The sequence below is a fragment of the Lapidilactobacillus gannanensis genome (assembly GCF_003946675.1).
In the GTDB taxonomy this organism is placed as follows: domain Bacteria; phylum Bacillota; class Bacilli; order Lactobacillales; family Lactobacillaceae; genus Lapidilactobacillus; species Lapidilactobacillus gannanensis.
The window spans coordinates 1-17,473 of record NZ_RHOT01000020.1 but is presented as its reverse complement, the minus strand read 5'-3'; the positions used below and the strand labels follow the sequence as shown (position 1 = coordinate 17,473).

General features: G+C 40.0%; 17 protein-coding genes and 1 other annotated feature. Of the genes, 15 read left to right on the top strand and 2 right to left on the bottom strand.

The window, feature by feature from the left end:
- Positions 1–357: 357 nt before the first annotated feature.
- Together EKM81_RS06655 and EKM81_RS06650 are read left to right on the top strand one after the other, a co-directional pair.
- Positions 358–1,062 (top strand): response regulator transcription factor, encoded by a 705-nt coding sequence (locus tag EKM81_RS06655; RefSeq protein ID WP_125650106.1) that lies wholly within the window; start codon positions 358–360, stop codon positions 1,060–1,062.
- A gap of 12 nt (positions 1,063–1,074) precedes the next feature.
- The gene (locus EKM81_RS06650) at positions 1,075–2,649 is read left to right on the top strand and encodes a HAMP domain-containing sensor histidine kinase (protein ID WP_125650105.1); all 1,575 of its coding nucleotides are present in this window, start codon (positions 1,075–1,077) and stop codon (positions 2,647–2,649) included.
- Positions 2,650–2,969: 320 nt separating this feature from the next.
- Here EKM81_RS06650 and yidC read toward each other — a convergent pair whose 3' ends face one another.
- The gene (yidC, locus tag EKM81_RS06645; protein ID WP_125650103.1) at positions 2,970–3,947 is read right to left on the bottom strand and encodes a membrane protein insertase YidC; all 978 of its coding nucleotides are present in this window, start codon (positions 3,945–3,947) and stop codon (positions 2,970–2,972) included.
- A 175-nt stretch (positions 3,948–4,122) separates the two neighbouring features.
- Entirely contained in the window at positions 4,123–4,401 is a 279-nt protein-coding gene (locus tag EKM81_RS06640) for an acylphosphatase (protein WP_125650101.1), read from the bottom strand.
- A gap of 365 nt (positions 4,402–4,766) precedes the next feature.
- Between EKM81_RS06640 and EKM81_RS06635 the strand changes: the two genes are divergently transcribed.
- From EKM81_RS06635 to EKM81_RS06575, 13 genes are all read left to right on the top strand, one after another.
- Positions 4,767–5,549: a TrmH family RNA methyltransferase gene (locus tag EKM81_RS06635; RefSeq protein WP_125650099.1), complete on the top strand. Its 783-nt coding sequence runs from the start codon at positions 4,767–4,769 to the stop codon at positions 5,547–5,549.
- Between the two features lie 102 nt (positions 5,550–5,651).
- Positions 5,652–6,164, top strand: coding sequence for an HD domain-containing protein (locus EKM81_RS06630; protein WP_125650097.1), 513 nt, complete (start codon positions 5,652–5,654; stop codon positions 6,162–6,164).
- Positions 6,165–6,204: 40 nt separating this feature from the next.
- A complete protein-coding gene (locus EKM81_RS06625) occupies positions 6,205–6,552 on the top strand; it encodes a winged helix-turn-helix transcriptional regulator (protein ID WP_125650095.1) in 348 nt (115 codons plus the stop codon).
- A gap of 264 nt (positions 6,553–6,816) precedes the next feature.
- Positions 6,817–7,040, top strand: a binding site (T-box leader).
- Between the two features lie 51 nt (positions 7,041–7,091).
- Complete coding sequence (gene pheS / locus EKM81_RS06620; protein WP_164509238.1) at positions 7,092–8,141, top strand: phenylalanine--tRNA ligase subunit alpha; 1,050 nt, start codon at positions 7,092–7,094, stop codon at positions 8,139–8,141.
- 2 nt (positions 8,142–8,143) lie between these two features.
- A complete protein-coding gene (pheT, locus tag EKM81_RS06615; RefSeq protein WP_125650093.1) occupies positions 8,144–10,558 on the top strand; it encodes a phenylalanine--tRNA ligase subunit beta in 2,415 nt (804 codons plus the stop codon).
- A 50-nt stretch (positions 10,559–10,608) separates the two neighbouring features.
- Positions 10,609–11,061 carry a GNAT family N-acetyltransferase gene (locus EKM81_RS06610; RefSeq protein ID WP_125650091.1) on the top strand — a complete coding sequence of 151 codons (453 nt, stop codon included), beginning with the start codon at positions 10,609–10,611 and terminating at the stop codon, positions 11,059–11,061.
- Between the two features lie 669 nt (positions 11,062–11,730).
- Entirely contained in the window at positions 11,731–12,828 is a 1,098-nt protein-coding gene (gene mltG, locus EKM81_RS06605) for an endolytic transglycosylase MltG (protein WP_125650135.1), read from the top strand.
- Between the two features lie 16 nt (positions 12,829–12,844).
- On the top strand, positions 12,845–13,477 hold the full coding sequence (udk, locus tag EKM81_RS06600; RefSeq protein WP_379880851.1) for a uridine kinase: 633 nt from the start codon (positions 12,845–12,847) through the stop codon (positions 13,475–13,477).
- 220 nt (positions 13,478–13,697) lie between these two features.
- Positions 13,698–14,171: a transcription elongation factor GreA gene (gene greA, locus EKM81_RS06595; RefSeq protein WP_125650087.1), complete on the top strand. Its 474-nt coding sequence runs from the start codon at positions 13,698–13,700 to the stop codon at positions 14,169–14,171.
- 216 nt (positions 14,172–14,387) lie between these two features.
- Positions 14,388–15,125, top strand: a complete 738-nt coding sequence (liaF, locus tag EKM81_RS06590) for a cell wall-active antibiotics response protein LiaF (RefSeq protein WP_125650086.1) — start codon at positions 14,388–14,390, stop codon at positions 15,123–15,125.
- Complete coding sequence (locus EKM81_RS06585) at positions 15,122–16,186, top strand: sensor histidine kinase (protein WP_125650084.1); 1,065 nt, start codon at positions 15,122–15,124, stop codon at positions 16,184–16,186. Before liaF ends, EKM81_RS06585 begins: the two co-directional genes overlap by 4 nt.
- Entirely contained in the window at positions 16,179–16,811 is a 633-nt protein-coding gene (locus EKM81_RS06580; protein WP_125650082.1) for a response regulator transcription factor, read from the top strand. Before EKM81_RS06585 ends, EKM81_RS06580 begins: the two co-directional genes overlap by 8 nt.
- 35 nt (positions 16,812–16,846) lie before the next feature.
- Positions 16,847–17,155 carry a HesB/YadR/YfhF family protein gene (locus EKM81_RS06575; protein WP_125650080.1) on the top strand — a complete coding sequence of 103 codons (309 nt, stop codon included), beginning with the start codon at positions 16,847–16,849 and terminating at the stop codon, positions 17,153–17,155.
- Positions 17,156–17,473: the final 318 nt, after the last annotated feature.

Here is a 17,473-nt window from a genome sequence, read left to right as displayed (position 1 = left end):
AGCTTATCCCACGTTTAGAGCGATTTCTAAACTTCGGGATAAGCTTTTTTTAGTTTAATCTTCAGTAGTTTTCATTAGAATTGTGGTACTTGTTGTAGTGCCTGATAGTTTGGGATCATCATTAAGTAATGATACTTAATTAGTGCTGATTCAGAGATTGTTCTTTAATCTGCACTGGCATTAAAAGTGGCGGCTGATATTAGCTGAACGTGGTTGCGAACAACTTTTAATTCAAGGTTGACATTTTGATGAGATTCTAATATATTAGAAGAATATGAGAATTTCTCTTGACCGATTTCATGCACGCTAACTAATGTGCGAATTTACGCTCTGAACGTTTTGAAAATATTACTGGGGGTGTCTAAATTAGACGCGAGTAAAAAGATTTTAATTATTGAAGATGAGAAAAACTTGGCCCGATTTTTGGACTTAGAATTATCTCATGAAGGTTATGACACCACGGTTGAGGGTAACGGCCGTGCTGGGTTAGATTTAGCACTGGGCCAAGACTGGGATGTTATCTTATTAGATTTAATGTTACCAGACTTGAACGGGTTCGAAGTTTGTCGACGCATTCGTAAAGAAAAGTCAACACCAATTATTATGGTGACGGCTAAGGACTCAGTTTTAGATCGCGTTGCTGGCTTGGATGATGGGGCTGATGACTATTTAGTTAAGCCATTTGCCATTGAAGAATTGCTTGCGCGGTTACGGGCTTTGATTCGGCGTTCTGACATGGAACGTCAGTCACGGGCAGCACATCAGAAGCAAATTGTTTTCCGTGATTTGATTATTGAACCACAAACGCGGACAGTTATCCGCGGTAGTGAGATCATTCAATTATCAAAGCGGGAATCTTCGTTACTTTTAATTTTGGTAGAGAATGCCAATACAGTTGTTCCGCGTGATGAATTATTGCGCCAAGTTTGGGGTTACAACGAGCAGGTTGCAACTAACGTCGTGGATGTGTACGTCCGTTATTTACGGAATAAAATTGACCGGCCTAACCGCCGAAGCTACATTCAAACTGTCCGTGGAACAGGTTATGTCATGCATTCTTAAGGGTGTGGCCTAATGTCTAAAAAAACAAATGCAACTAAAAAAAGTTTACGTTTAACGTTACGGGTAAAATGGTCCGCCGCTGTTGGTCTGACCATTTTTTTTACTTTTGTGATCTTCGCCAGTATTATTTATGCGACATTTAATAATAATCTTTTGGCTCAGGAGAAAAAAACGACAGCTGAAACGGCTAAATTAGTAGTTGACCGCTTAGGGAATGTTAAGAAAAATTTGACGATTGCTAAAGTGGTGCCTTTGATGACACCTGAATACTATCAAAGTGACAACCAACTTGATAATAGTGATTCGCAAAATAATTCGGATCCTTTTTATCAAGATTCAGTGTTTAATCAGTTATCGCGTTCTGATTTATCGGTCAGTATTTATAATCGGCAATTAGAACAGGTGTTTACTTCGCGTGATACTAGTGTCAAATTTAAACCGGTTTCGAGTCAAACTCAAAAAATTGTTAAAGAAAATGGGCGCCGGGTAGTGGTCACGACGATGCCAGTTTATGAACAGCCTAATTATCGGTTGACAGGTTATGTGATTGTTGTTAATCGAATGGATAGTTTATACCGTTCCACACAACAATTGCGTTGGCAGATGATTATTCTAATCGTGGTGGCAGTGCTATTTAGTGGATTTATTGGCTATTTGATTGTGCATCGTTTATTGAAGCGAATCAATTTAATTGCGGTAACGATTCATAAAATTGATCAATCACCAGAATCAACGGCGCGAATTCCACAACTTTCTGGTAATGATGAAATTAGTGACCTAGCTCGGCAATTTAATGGCATGCTGGATCAAATTCAACAATATATTGAACAGCAAAAACAATTTGTTGGTGATGTTTCTCATGAATTACGGACGCCAATTGCAGTGATTCAGGGCCATTTGCAACTGTTAAATCGCTGGGGAAAAGATGACCCAGAAGTTTTAGCAGAATCTTTAGCAGCTGCCACGCAAGAAACAGCACGAATGAATAATTTGATCGAAGAAATGCTGCAATTAACTCGTGCAGAACAGGTTGAAATCAAAACCGTTCATGAACAAACCAATGTTCAGGCTGTTATTTCACAGTCAGTTGATAATATTCAAATGTTGCATCAAGATTTTGCGATTCAGGCTGATGTTGAATTAGCACCACAAACTTTTGTGCGCATGAATCGTAATCATTTGGAACAAATTATTATTATTTTGTTGGACAATGCCGTCAAGTATTCAGCAGCACGTAAAGAAGTTTTGTTGAGTGCTGATAGTGATCAACAACATGTTAATATTGTCGTTCAAGACTTTGGTTTAGGTATTTCTCCGCAGGATCAACAACGAATTTTTGATCGTTTTTACCGGGTCGATAAGGCTCGTTCTCGTGAACGTGGTGGTAATGGTTTAGGCTTATCTATCGCTTTTCGTTTAGTTAAAGCCTATGGTGGCACTTTGACGGTTGAAAGCGTCGTTGATTCTGGGTCTCAATTTAAAGTGAGCCTACCTCGGGACAATGGGCCAATTTCACCAGAGAATTTACCGCATCAGGATGATCAATCTAAACTAGATTTACCGGATGGCGTCACACGGTTACATTAATGATTGAAAAAAGTGACTGACAAAATTTAGGACTGCTGAACATTTAAGGTATCACCAAAGGCGGTCAGCCGGTGAGCATTAACGAAAAATGCCGAACAATCGTTGTTAGAATTGCTCGGCATTTTTGCGTTAGGCGGAACCGGTTGCTTTTGAGAACACGTTTCAGCAACGAAAGTTCGTATTAATTTTTGAGAATAGACTTGTTCTTTTCGTTTAAGGACTTTAAGTATCTTTTGAGAATAAAATTCAGCTACTAAAGTTCATTTTATTTTTGGTAAAAGACTGGTCAAGGCTTCGTTGTATTTACTTATAACTAATCGTTATTTAGGGCGACGCTGTTGTTTGCCAGCATTACGTGAGCGATTATTTTGCTGTGTTGCTTGACTTTCAACACCCTTGACGCTGCCAGTACTACCAATTGCGGCCGTGGCTGTCTGTGTCATTTTAGCTAGCATCGCTTCATCGATAACGGTTACGATCGGGTTCTCTTTCAGCTCGCGATCAACGTCAACTTTAATTTTTGGCATAATCACATAAGTGGTGATGACTTGTTGCACTAGTGCCATGATCCCACTAGCTAAGAAATAAAGTGCTAAGGCAGCGGGGGCAACTAAACTAATAAATAAAGTCATTCCCGGGCCAACAACCATCATAGTCATCATTTGTTTACGTTGTTCTGGCGGAATACCAACCAGCGATAAGACAGATTGGCCAACATAGAAAAGTGTTGCAATGATGGCAATCACAATACTTGGTTTGCCTAAAGGAATACCGAAGAAAGCCTGTTTAGCAATTTGTGGTGAATATTGTACGGCCTGGTATAGGCCGGCAAAGATTGGTAATTGCAGTAGTAATGGTAAGCAACCAATACCACCAGTCATGCTTAAATTGTTTTTCTTGTAGACATCCATGGTCAACTGACTTAATTGTGCTGCCTGAGCTGCTGGCGCATTAGCACGAGCCTTCTGAATCATGTTGATTTGGGGCTTAACAGCCTTCATCTTTTCAGTTTGACGCGTTGATTTCTGAGTCTGATGTAACATTAATGGTAATAGAATCAAACGGACGATCAACGTGATCAGAATAACGCCCCAGCCAAAGCCGTTGGACCCACCAACTAATTGACCAAACCAGACAATCAATTTCTGCATTGGGACGGCAAGATATTTATAGATTGACCCATAGAAGAATCCAGTTGGCACCTTAGGATTTTGGTATTGATTGGCACAACCACTGAGCACCAACATCATGACCGCTGCTAAACCTAAAAGCAAAAGTAATTTCTTTTTATTACGCATTTGTCGCAAAAACTCCTTCATTATCGTTTCAAAAATAAGATATGAATATTAAAGCGAATGCGGAATATAAAAAGCATTCACAGAAAACACTATACCTAATCTGGACGCTGATTTCTAGTCTTTATCAAAAAAGACCATGACTGAATGGTAATAATCAGTCTACGGTCTTAGAAAATTAACCAGTTACGTGGAATTTTCCTAGTGCTGGAGCTGCAGGAATTGTTTTTTCATCTAATTGATCAACACGACCACTAGGAGTTGGGGAAGCTTTTATAGCAGCAATAAATTCGGTTAAATTTGCTTCTTCACCACTGGCCTCAATGTAAACAGAACCGTCATCGTTATTGGCAACCTCACCAACGATTTGTAAACGATCGGCAACCATTTTAGTCATCCAGCGAAAGCCAACTCCTTGAACTCGGCCATGCACTGTCAATGCAACACCACGACGCATCGCAATCACCTCTCTTACAGTATAATAAAGCCTTTAGAACAGGTCAATTGAAAAGGATGCCAGTCTTGCGCTTAGTAGTTTGTTTTAAATCGTTAGACTGTCACCATGGAATAAACCATTGATTGCTAAACACCGATCATTATTTGTAAACTTCTAACAGTATTCTTAAAAATTTAACTTAAATCACGATTTTTACTTGTTTTAGACTTACTTTTTGGGTACACTTAGTAAAATTTCTGGACCAAAGGATGAATGTTTCAAAACGTTAAGTGCTGACAAATGCAGAGATATTTCTGTTTTTTTTCCTTAACTTGGCCGAAAATTTGCTATGATAGAAGTAATTAGAAAATGAAGGTCGATATTAAATGCAAAAAATTGAGTCACCAAAAAATGAGCAAATCAAACAAATTAAAAAATTACAACAGAAAAAGTATCGTCAGCAACAAGGCCAATATTTATTGGAAGGCTGGCATTCAATTAAGGAAGCACTGAATAATCGACCTGAGCAGATCAAACTTTTATTAGTTGAGGCTGATTATTTACCGTTGGTAACAGCTTTAGCAAATCAAGTTTCAGCTGGGCCAACAATTGAAATCACGGCTCGGGTGACTGAGACTTTAAGTGAAACTGTTCATCCTGAAGGTGTTTTTGCTGTTATTGCCCAGCAAGAGACCGTTGTAACATCGGCGGAACAACCACAACCCTGGCTGGTTCTAGATCGCGTGCAAGATCCTGGTAATGCGGGGACAATGGTGCGAACAGCAGATGCGGCCGGTTTTGCTGGGGTTGTCTTTAGCGAAGGCGGAATTGATCCTTGGAATAGCAAAGTCGTACGTTCCATGCAAGGGAGTCAATTCCATTTACAGGTTTTACAAGTGCCTGATTTGAAGAATTGGTTGTTGGCTCAACGGACGGCTGGTTATCAACTTTTAGGCACGTTAGTAGATCCTAAGGCCACAGATATGCGCGCCTTTCAGCCAGCTTCGGGTGCTTATGCCTTAGTTTTAGGTAATGAAGCCCATGGCATGGCACCAGAATTGGCAGCAGTAATGGATGTTAATCTTTATGTACCAATTTTTGGACATGCTGAGTCCTTAAATGTTGCGATTGCTGCCGCAATTTTGATGTATCAGTTACAACTAAACTAGACAACTTATCATTTGTAAGTCGCTTGAGTTTATTTTTCTAAAAAAAGTTGGTAGAATTGGGTTAATCGATGGTCAGTTAACGAATAGTAAGGGAGCCTTTGCATGGTAGATTTTTCTTCTTGGCGTCATGACCAAGAATATCTGAGTATTGTTCAAGATTTATTGGACCGGCCGGAAGTTCAAAAGTTAGCTGAGTACACTCAGCATCATTACACGAATCGTTTGGATCATAGTTTACGGGTTTCATATTTTAGCTACCTGATTTCCAAGAAACATCATTTGGATTATCGTGCGACGGCACGGGCAGGGTTGCTGCATGACTTGTTTTATTATGATTGGCGACAAGTGAAGTTTGATACGGGCACGCATGCTTATATTCATCCGCGGATTGCTTTACGTAATGCTGAGCGGTTGACTGAGTTATCGGCCAAGGAAAAAGATATTATTATTAAGCATATGTTTGGCGCGACTTTGGCTTTGCCTAAGTATCGCGAAAGCTGGATTGTCTCATTGGTTGATGATCAAGTTGCTGTGCAAGAAGTTGCGCGGCCTTGGCGTTTTCTGATGAAGGCACGTTTACGGAAACCTTTAGCCTATTTACGGACATTATTGTAATGACCTTTTAGTGGTCGCATTATCAATGGAGGAGAGTATTATGACGACGCATGTTTTTGCAACGAATGTTGTTGCTGATGAACCTTGTCAAATTTGTCCACGTTTTGAACGGACGTTTGAATTTCTAGGAAAAAAGTGGAATGGTTTGATTCTCAGTGTTCTTTGTGAGAATGAAGCACTACGCTTTAAAGATTTGGCAAAAGCAATTTCCCGTTGTTCTGATCGAGTTTTGGTGGAACGACTGAAAGAATTAGAGTCAGCTGGTTTAATTGATCGCTTCTCTGAATCAGAAGGTCATCAAGTGACTTACAAATTAACTGAAAAAGGCAAAGCGTTATTACCAGTTATGGATGCTGTTCATGATTGGGCCGACCAATGGGAATTGTAGAAATTCAGCTGAGTAATTAATAATTTTGGCATTCTAGCCGCTGAGCATTAGCGTAAAGTAACGAACAATTCTGCGCTAGGATTGTTTGTTATTTTTGTGTTAAGCAGAACTAGTGGCTTTTTGAGAACACGTTTTAGTGGCTAAAAAATTTTTTTGAGTAAAAAGGTCGGATACTGTCGGCTGGTTGTCTTTCAAGTGCTAGCACCAGTACTTGACTTCAATTTTTTCTAAAGGTAAGATATGACTATATCAATCAACTGAATAATTAGTTCGATGATGAAAGCCAGTAGTTAAGCCATGTTGATACAGAGAAACAATCATTTGCTGCAAGATTGTTAATAGGTCGGTTTGACGAATTCCTTTCTGAGTTGATTTTTGAATACGAATGTTAGTAGGAAATCACGCTAGTCAGCGTTACGACTTAAGTGCAAGTTTACTGATAATGGTGAACTTGAATTAGGGTGGTACCGCGTTGCCTCGTCCCTTTGTTGGGGGCGGGCTTTTTTTGTTGGTCAAAATAGTTGAAGGAGGTTGGTTTCATGAGTTTGAAACAGCGATTAGAAGAGTTAAAAGATCAGGGCTTGCAAGATATTCAAGCTGCTGATAATCAACAGAAGCTAAACGATATCCGAGTTAAGTTGTTAGGTAAAAAGGGACCAATCACTGAGGTTTTAAGAGGTCTAAAGGATTTAAGTAATGAGGAACGACCACAAGTCGGTTCGTTTGCAAATAAAATTAAAGGCGACTTAAGTAGCGCGATTGATGATCAATTAAAAGTTTTAGATCAGAAGACATTGCAACGACGCTTGGCGCACGAAACGATTGATGTGACTTTGCCTGGGCGACCAGCACCAGTGGGGACGCCACATATTTTGAATCAAACAATTGATGATTTGGAAGAATTATTTATTGGCTTAGGTTATGAAGTAATTGATGGTCCTGAAGTGGAAACTGATCATTATAATTTTGAAATGATGAATATTCCTCGGAATCATCCGGCACGCGATATGCAGGATACTTTTTATATTACGCATGATTTGTTGATGCGGACGCATACTTCACCTAATCAAGCTCGTAGCTTGGAAAAGCATGATTTCTCTAAGGGGCCTTTGAAGATGATCAGCCCAGGGCGTGTTTATCGTCGCGATAATGATGATGCCACTCATTCACATCAGTTTAATCAGCTGGAAGGCCTAGTGATTGACAAGCATGTCACGATGGCTGACTTGAAAGGGACGCTTGAGGTTGTTGCTCGCCATGTTTTCGGTGAGGAACGGGAAATTCGATTACGCCCAAGCTACTTCCCATTCACGGAACCTTCAATTGAAGTGGATATTTCTTGCTTTGCCTGTGGTGGCAAGGGGTGTCGTGTTTGCAAGTATACGGGTTGGATCGAGGTTTTAGGAGCCGGAATGGTTCATCCTAATGTGTTATCACGAGCTGGGGTCGATCCACAAGTTTATGGTGGGTTTGCTTTCGGCTTAGGGCCCGATCGCTTTGCCATGTTGAAATATGGTGTTAATGATATTCGAGAATTTTATCAAAATGATTTACGTTTCTTACATCAATTCCAACGGGAGGTTAAATAATTATGAAAATTTCATACCAATGGTTAAGCCAATTCGTTGACTTAAAGCAAATTGAACCACAAAAATTAGCCGACCAAGTATCTGTGACTGGGATTGAGGTTGCCAGTGTGATTGCGCCAGATGCTGGTCTAAAGAAAATTGTTGTCGGTCATATTTTGGCAACACGTCCACATCCAAACTCTGATCATTTAACCTTATGTCAAGTTGATATTGGTGCCGAAGAGCCAGTTCAAATTGTTTGTGGGGCCCCTAATGTAGCAGCAGATCAATATGTCATTGTTGCCTTACCTGGTTCACGCATCGCTAATAATGAAAAAATCAAACGCGGCAAAATGCGTGGTGAAGCCTCTGAAGGTATGATTTGTGCCTTACAGGAAATTGGTTTCAGCGATAGCGTTGTTCCTAAAGAATATTTGCATGGTATTTATGTTTTTCCTGAGGCTAAGCCAGTTGGCCAACCAGTCTTCTCATTCTTAGGCATGGACGATCGTCTACTTGACTTTGATATTACACCTAATCGGGCGGATACTTTGGGGATGCATGGTGCCGCTTATGAAGTTGGTGCCATGATCCATGAAAAGCCACGGTTCCCAGAAGTTAACTTAAATGAAAGTGGCGCAAAGTCCAGTGATTTAATTAAAGTTAGCGTAGCTGAACCCGAATTAGTCCCACAATATTTATTGAAAGTTGTTGAAAATATTACCATTAAGCCTAGCCCATTGTGGTTACAAATTCGCTTATGGAATAATGGTATCCGGCCAATTAATAACGTGGTTGATGTGACGAATTATGTCATGCTGGAATATGGACAGCCACTTCATGCTTACGACTACGACCAACTATCAAGTAAGCAAATTGGCGTTCGTTTAGCTCAAGCTGACGAGCCATTTGTAACTTTAGATGGGGAAGAGTGGCATTTACGTCCGTCTGATTTAGTTATTACTGATGGGGCAAAACCTGTCGGCGTTGCAGGTGTGATGGGTGGCTTGAATAGTGAAGTTACTGATCAAACGCAAACGGTTGTTTTAGAGGCTGCAGTGTTTGATCCAACGTCAATTCGTAAAACAGCTCAGTGGACGAATTTACACACTGAAGCCTCGACTCGTTTTGAAAAAGGTATTAATGCTGCAGATGTTGAGACTGCACTTCGACGTGCGAGCCAACTGTTAGCTGATTTAGCAGGTGGTCAAGTTTGCGAGGGGATTGCCATTGGTAATCAACAAGTTCGGCAACCGTTGCAAGTGCAACTTGACCCTGCACGAGTTAATCATGTTTTGGGAACACAAATTAGTCGCCAAGAAATGCTAGCAATTTTGCAAGACTTACAATTTGATTATCAAGATCAGGCTGATAAAATTTTAGTCACAGTACCGTTACGTCGCTGGGATATTAGCATTGAAGCTGACCTAATTGAAGAAATTGCGCGACTTTATGGTTACGATAAGTTGCCTAGCACGCTCCCAACTGGCATTCAAACCAAAGGAAGTTTCAATCGGCGGCAACAATTAATTCGGACAGTACGCAAGAATTTATTAGCGCATGGTCTCGATGAAGTCATTAGCTATTCATTATTGACAGAGCCACAAGCAGTTGCCTTCACTCACACACCAAAACCAGCAATTAAGTTGGCTTGGCCGATGACTCAAGATCATGCTTATTTACGACAAAACTTGATTAGTGGCTTATTGTTGGATTTGCAATATAATTTGGCCCATCAACAAAATGACGTGGCAATTTTTGAGCAAGGCAATGTTTTCCAAACCGTTGACAATCAAAATCAGCCTAAGGAAGTGCCAATGGTAGCTGCCTTGTGGAGTGGTCAGGTTAAGCCAACTAGTTGGTTAACTAAGACTCGCCAGTATGATTTCTATGATGCTAAAGGTGAAGTCGTTAATTTATTAACAGTTTTAGGAGTGGCTGATCAGGTACAGTTCGTCGCTGATGATACGATTGCCCAACTACATCCTGGTCGGACAGCTAAAATTATCTTAGCAGATCAGGTGATTGGCTTTGTCGGCGAAATTCATCCTAATGAACAACAAGCGTTAGCGTTGCCAGTCACTTATGTGATGCAATTAGATCTATTGGCTATTTTGAATACTGAGTTACCAACAATCGTTTCAGAATCAGCGGCTAAGTATCCGGCTGTGGAGCGAGATGTGGCTTTGATTCTAGACCAGAATATTAGTAATGCCCAGGTTGTGGCCCTAGTTAAGGAAAATGGTGGCAAGTATTTAACCGATGTTAGCATTTTCGACGTCTTTGCTGGTGAAAAAATTGGTCATCATAAACGTTCCTTAGCTTATCGCCTGCATTTTCAAGATCCAGCAGCTACTTTGCAAGACGAACAAATCAATAAGGTGATGTTGAAAGTGACATCAGCTTTAACTGAAAATCTCAAGGCTCAAGTTCGCTGATTTTCTGAAAGTAATACCCACTAAGTTGATTGATTTAATGGAGGTTATGGATGGTCACTATTCGTGAAGCAACATCGGCAGATGCGCCAACGTTAGTTAAACTAATGCAGCTTTATTATGGGGACAGCCCAGTGCCACATCAATTTTCAGAGACGGCAATGGCGGCGCATTTAGTTAGATTGAGCCAGTCTAATTCGGTCGGTGGATTATTGGTTGCGGTGCAAAATCAAGAAATTGTCGGGTTCGCGTTAAATTATTTCGGGTTCGATACGCGCGCCTTGCAAAGAACACTAACTTTAAATGATTTGTTTGTCCAACAGCAGGCGCGGCGCCAAGGTATTGCTCGCCAGCTGATTCAGGCAACGTTTACTTGGGCACAAGCTCATGATTGTGTTAGCGTTGATTGGATGACACGAACTAGCAATCTTAGTGCCCAACAGCTATACAATCAGTTAGCAGAGCGCGAAACGGGCTGGTACCATTATCAACATCGTTTGTCATAATTGCGTCCTAGTTGACTCAATTAGTTAGTAAGCAGTGAAAAAGTGATTTTCAGTGTTAACTTAGCCGTACTTTTGTAAAAAAAATGGTCAGTGCGACTGTTATTTCGGTTGAAAATATGGCCTCATAACATAAATCGGCGGATGATAAATAATGCTTAACCAGGGAGTCGTCATCTCAATAGCGCATGACAAAAGGTGGACACTAACTCAAAATACCGCGCAATTCGTCAGAATTGCGCGGTATTTTGAGTTAAGCGGCGCCGGTTGCCATTTGAGCACACGTTTTGGTAGCTAAAAATCAGTTTATTTTTTATACGACAATCATGAACCTTTTCTTGGTGGTCCAGCTGGCCTTTAAACAGTGCTGCAATTGGTCGCAGGGTTCTCTCCCCCCCTGGCAGAATATTTTTAGCGTATCTTAAGTTCATGAACTTTCCAGCAAGTTCTACTAGCAAATGCAAAGTAAACTAATAAATCAGTCGCTAATTAGCTCATTTTAGTTGTTAAAAATGCCTCGACTATTGCAGTTTAGTTAATTTTTAGGAAAATAGGAGTGTTTAGAGGCACTTTTTGGTATAATAATGCGAAAGTATTTTTAGAGGAGGGCTTTTTACTTTGGCAGATCATCAGTCTCCAGACCAAAAGACACAGACTAAGATTGCTGGTGAGATGGAGGAAAAGCACGCACGTCACAATGCGGAAAAAAAAGCAGCCAGTCGAATTGTTTACTGGATTGTGGGTATCATCTCCATTTTAATCGTAGTAATTGGGTTTATGACTTATCGTTACGTCCACACATCGTTAGAACCATTTAATACGAGTGATAAAACTAAAGTTGAGGTTAAGATTCCAATTGGGTCCAGCAATAAAGAAATTGCGGCGCAGTTGCAAAATCGTAAAATCATTAAAAGTGCGTCAGTCTTTAGTTATTATATTAAGACGCATAATTACACTAATTTTCAAGCCGGGGATTATTATTTAAGCCCTTCAATGACTTTAGATCAAATTGTCACCCAATTACAAAAGGGTTACTCCGACCGGAAAGTTACTGGTAAAGTGCTGGTTAAAGAAGGGGTGACTGTTGAGGAAATTGGTGATGTTGTTGCCAAGAACACGAAATGGTCGAAGAAACAATTCCTGGCGTTGATGAAGAATGAAAGTTTCATGAAATCATTGGCTAAGAAGTATCCTGAATTGCTTACCTCAGCAATGGCAGCAAAAGATGTTCGTTATCGCTTAGAAGGTTATTTGTTCCCATTGACTTATAGTGTTTATGATGGTGACACATTGAAAGATTTAGTCACTAGTATGGTGAAAGCGACTGATGAAAAATTAAGTGGCTCTTACAGTACAATCAAAGAACAAAAGCTGACTGTTCAGCAAGTGTTGACACTAGCTTCCTTAGTTGAACGTGAAGGGGTCAAGGAAAGTGATCGGAAAAAAATTGCCGGTGTCTTCTTTAACCGTTTGGCGATTGAGATGCCATTGCAATCTGATATTTCCGTGATGTACGCGTTAAATACACATAAAGAGAGTTTGACAAATAAGGATACTGCCGTTAAATCACCATATAATTTATACAAAAATGCTGGTTATGGTCCTGGTCCGTTTAACTCACCAAGTATGCAATCAATTTTGGCAGTTCTTGAGCCAAGTGATCGTGATCAGAATTATCTCTACTTTGTCGCTAATTTGAAGACGGGTAAAGTTTACTATTCACACACTTATGACGAACATCTGGCAACAAATGCAAGTTTAGATCAGTAAAGTGAGGCCTCTTATTTTGCAAAAGCCAATAATTATCGGTGTTACCGGTGGCTCCGGTAGTGGAAAAACGACAGTTAGTCAGCGCATTTTCGAAAGTGTTTCTGGGCATTCAGTGGCAATGTTACAACAGGATGCTTATTATAAGTATTCGCCTTTGCCCTTAGCAGAGCGCCAACAAATCAACTTTGACCATCCGTTAGCGTTTGATAATGATTTATTACTCGCTCATTTACAGGCGTTGTTGCAGCATCAAGCAATTGATGTGCCACTGTATGATTATGAAATTTATAATCCGTCAACGCGAACACGGCATCAGGAACCACGTGATGTGATTATTGTTGAAGGTATTCTCATTTTGGATGATCCACGGATTCGAGATTTAATGGATATCAAGGTTTATGTTGATACAGATGATGATATTCGGCTGCTACGGCGAGTTCAGCGGGATATTCACGAGCGTGGTCGCAGTGTTGATAGTGTTTTTGAACAATACATTAAAACAGTCAAGCCAACTTATCATCAGTTTGTGGAGCCCACTAAACGTTATGCTGACGTGATTATTCCTGAAGGTGGCCAAAATAGTGTGGCAATTGATTTACTAGTCACCAAAGTTCGTTCAGTTTTAAAACAGGCAGCTGCTGATAAATAAGTTATTTTTAAATAAAATCCGTAGAACTGATTTCAATTCTGCGGATTTTTACTGTCATGTTTTAGAGATACACCTATTAAACGTCTTTTCTGAAAATGATTTAGGCTATTTTAACAGAAGTTTTAGTGGTCAATGATTGACAAACTAAATCAGAAAACATATTATATTGTCTTGTATACAAAAATATTAGTGAAATAATGAATCAGGAGTGTTAGATAGTATGGCTGACAAATCTTTTCCAATGACCGCTGAAGGTCAACAAAAATTACAAAACGAATTAGAACGATTAAAAACGGTTAAGCGTCAGGAAGTAATTGCCCGTATTAAGATTGCCCGTGGTTTTGGCGACTTATCAGAAAATTCAGAATATGAATCTGCAAAAGATGAGCAAAGTGTTGTTGAAACGCGGATTAGCCAAATCGAGGAAATGCTACGTTATGCGGACGTCGTTGACGCTAGCAATACGGATCCTGATGAAGTGACAATTGGCAAAACAGTTTCCTTCAAAGAAGACGGCGAAGATGATGAAGAATCATATACTATTGTTGGTGCTGCCGAATCAGATCCCAGCGTTGGCAAAATTAGCAATGATTCACCAATTGCCAAGGCCCTGATTGGCCATAAAAAGGGCGACAATGTTGAAATTGAAACCCCCGGTGGTTCTTTCAAAGTAGTGATTGTTTCAGTTGCCTAATTAACAATAAAAAGGCCAGTTAAACTGGTTTGATTTAACAAGTTGGTTCAAAGTGATCAGCGGTTAGCGTTTGTTGACCAGGATTGCTTGGAATCAACTTGTTTTTTTGTTCTTTATTTTGGTAAAAAAATCAAAAGAGTTCAGACTTGAGACAGATGGCGTCTTGATTAGATTTTGTTATAATTGGTTTAAATTATGAAATGAGTGAGGGTTACTATGCGTAAATTTCTTCCCTTCTTTGGTATTGTCCTGATTGGCTGCCTAATCTTACTGGGTTGGCAAGTATTCAGTACACCAGCAGCGTTGATTTTTTTAATTCTTGGAATTTTAATTTTGTTGCTCCAAAACCGTCGCCGTCAACAAGGCAAACGTGTTAGCAATTTTATTAAATTAGTAGCGATTATCGCAATTGTGATTTCTTTGGCCAGTCAAGGTTCGTTTTGGCTATTTCTGTTTGTCATTTTATTAGGTCTAGTGTTATTTGCGCCGACCTCGTTAGGGCAGGGTGGTCATTTCTTCTGGCAAAAAAAGAAATATTTAGCCCCGCAAGTGACAACTGATGCTGAAAATAATCAGCACTGTCAGGTTGAGAAGAATCAGTGGTGGGGTGATCAAACAATTGGCAACCAAGTCTATCAATGGCAAGATATTAATTTAAAAGAACTTGGCGGCGATACAATTATTGATCTTGGCAATACGTTATTACCAGTTGACCGTGAAAATGTTGTGATTCTTCAAAAAGGTTTTGGTGACACCCGGATTCTAGTTCCTTTTGGCACTGGTGTTTACTTGGAACATGCGACCTTCTTGGGGGAAGTGCGAATCTCCGGTCAGCGGCATGAATTAAAAAATCAAACATTTAGTTTAAAGAGTCCTGAGTATTTAAAAAGTGAGCGGCGGATTCGCATCGTTACGAGCTGCCTACTAGGTGATTTGGAGGTGGTTTATGTATGAGCCACTTTCGTAATCTTTGGGTCTTTGCCTTAACCATGCTGGGCGCCTTATTATTTGCAATTGTGCCGTTGTTAATGGTTGCTTATACTAGTGGTAATTGGTCCAGTTTAGGCACCATGTTGTTCCAATCCTATTGGTCGATTTCACTAATTGGTTATTTGGTAATTGGAGCAGCATTGTTTGGGCTCTTAATGATGAGCTTGATCAATTATTTAAGTCGTAAAACTGAACGCCATCATTTAAAAGTTCTGGATAGTATTCTTCAGGGTCATTATGTGGAACAGCAATGGCAATTAGGAAGTGAGGATAGTCGTTCCCAAGCAATTGATCAACGGCTGACTCAACTTAATGAGAAAATTGCCAGTCTACAACAGGAACTACAAACTTTTTCTAATCAACCTTTGCGATTTGAAGGAGAAACACGTGAACAAATTCTTGAAGGCGAACGTCATCGTTTAGCACGTGAACTTCATGATTCGGTTTCACAACAATTATTTGCGGCCATGATGATGTTGTCGGCCCTGAGTGAAACTGCACAACAAACAAATCTTGATCCTAATTATCAAAAAATGATTACGCGAATTGAAAAGGTGATCAACGAGGCTCAATCTGAAATGCGGGCCTTATTATTACACCTACGACCAACCAATCTGGAAGGGCGTTCTCTTAAAGAGGGCATTATCCAACTGTTGCAAGAATTACAAACCAAGATTAAAATTAAGATTACTTGGGAAATGGACGATGTTCGCTTGAATTCTGGAGTGGAGGATAATCTTTTCCGCATCGTGCAAGAATTATTGTCGAACACCTTGCGACACGCGCATGCGGATCAAATGCAAGTTTTCTTAAAACAAGTTGATCAAGTGGTTGTTTTAAGGGTTGTGGATAATGGGGTCGGTTTTGATATGAAGCAGCAAGAGAAGGCTGGTAGTTATGGGCTTTCGAATATTCGTGAACGTGCTGAAGCAATTGGGGGTACTTTGCGGACGATTAGCTTCAAAAATGAAGGGACAAGTGTAGAAATACGCGTGCCAATTGTAACGGAGGAAAAACATGATTAAAGTTTTGATTGTTGATGATCACGAAATGGTGCGGCTAGGTATTTCATCGTACTTGTCAGTCCAACCTGATATGGAAGTTGTCGCAGAAGCAGAAAATGGTGTCGAGGGTGTGACTAAGGCGCTAGAAGTACGTCCCGATGCGATTCTAATGGATGTCGTGATGCCAGTAATGGATGGCATTCAAGCGACGAAAGAAATTTTGAAAAAATGGCCCCAAGCAAAAATTATTATTTTGACTAGTTTTATTGATGATGAAAAAGTTTACCCGGCGATTGAAGCTGGTGCGGCAAGTTATATTTTGAAAACCTCAACGGCTGCAGAAATAGCTCAAGCAATTCGCGCCACAACTAAGGGTGAGTCTGTGCTAGAGCCGGAAGTAACAACCAAAATGATGAATCGGATGGCCGAAAAAAATCAACCGCAATTATATGAAGATTTAACAGCTCGCGAACGTGAAGTCCTCTCATTAATTGCTCAAGGCAAAAGTAACAAAGAAATTGCGGATGAACTATTCATTACTTTGAAAACAGTCAAGACGCATGTTTCTAATATTTTGGCAAAATTACAAGTTGAAGATCGGACTCAAGCAGCCATTTATGCGTTTCAACATCATTTAGCTAAGTAACCGTTACTAAATTGACATAACTGGAGGATATTCTGATGAAGATTTCTATTTCACCAGCGGCAACCGCTTGGTTTAAACAAGAATTTAATTTAACTGCACAACAGGGAATTCATTTATTTGGTAAGGTATATGGCAGTACGCCGGTACATGATGGTTTTTCTGTTGGGATTGAGCTGGCCCCACTTCCTGATCGAGAACAGTCTTTAGGATTAACTCAGCAAGATGAATTAACATTTTTTGCTACCAAGGATGATGAATGGTTTTTTAATGGCTATGATTTGCAAATTCAGTTTGATGAGGATTTAGCTGAACCTAGCTATGAATTTATCACACAAGTTGCTTAGTTGAACACTGGCTGGTGCTAGGCAATTTGATTGCATTCCGTTTTTTATTATGACGAATTTGCCTGTTTACTGCTATTATTCAAAAGTTGCTCGATTCAAGAACAGATCTTTAATCGTCAGTAAAATATTAAAAAAGTATCTGCCAAAAGTCAGTCAGTTGCTAAGCATTAACGTAAAATAGAGCGTGTGCCAAAAGGCGGTCAGCCGGTGAGTATTAACGTAAAATGCCGAACAATTCGTTAGAATGCAATAATCCCTTTATGGTTGTCAGATGAAATACAATAATTCATTTGATGATTACGGAGGGATTTTTGTATG

Coding starts and splice junctions, on each gene's coding strand:
- EKM81_RS06650 (WP_125650105.1), top strand. CDS start 1,075: ATGTCTAAAAAAACAAATGCAACTAAAAAAAGTTTACGTTTAACGTTA.
- yidC (WP_125650103.1), bottom strand. CDS start 3,947: ATGCGTAATAAAAAGAAATTACTTTTGCTTTTAGGTTTAGCAGCGGTC.
- EKM81_RS06640 (WP_125650101.1), bottom strand. CDS start 4,401: ATGCGTCGTGGTGTTGCATTGACAGTGCATGGCCGAGTTCAAGGAGTT.
- EKM81_RS06635 (WP_125650099.1), top strand. CDS start 4,767: ATGCAAAAAATTGAGTCACCAAAAAATGAGCAAATCAAACAAATTAAA.
- EKM81_RS06630 (WP_125650097.1), top strand. CDS start 5,652: ATGGTAGATTTTTCTTCTTGGCGTCATGACCAAGAATATCTGAGTATT.
- EKM81_RS06625 (WP_125650095.1), top strand. CDS start 6,205: ATGACGACGCATGTTTTTGCAACGAATGTTGTTGCTGATGAACCTTGT.
- pheS (WP_164509238.1), top strand. CDS start 7,092: ATGAGTTTGAAACAGCGATTAGAAGAGTTAAAAGATCAGGGCTTGCAA.
- pheT (WP_125650093.1), top strand. CDS start 8,144: ATGAAAATTTCATACCAATGGTTAAGCCAATTCGTTGACTTAAAGCAA.
- EKM81_RS06610 (WP_125650091.1), top strand. CDS start 10,609: ATGGTCACTATTCGTGAAGCAACATCGGCAGATGCGCCAACGTTAGTT.
- mltG (WP_125650135.1), top strand. CDS start 11,731: ATGGAGGAAAAGCACGCACGTCACAATGCGGAAAAAAAAGCAGCCAGT.
- greA (WP_125650087.1), top strand. CDS start 13,698: ATGGCTGACAAATCTTTTCCAATGACCGCTGAAGGTCAACAAAAATTA.
- liaF (WP_125650086.1), top strand. CDS start 14,388: ATGCGTAAATTTCTTCCCTTCTTTGGTATTGTCCTGATTGGCTGCCTA.
- EKM81_RS06585 (WP_125650084.1), top strand. CDS start 15,122: ATGAGCCACTTTCGTAATCTTTGGGTCTTTGCCTTAACCATGCTGGGC.
- EKM81_RS06580 (WP_125650082.1), top strand. CDS start 16,179: ATGATTAAAGTTTTGATTGTTGATGATCACGAAATGGTGCGGCTAGGT.
- EKM81_RS06575 (WP_125650080.1), top strand. CDS start 16,847: ATGAAGATTTCTATTTCACCAGCGGCAACCGCTTGGTTTAAACAAGAA.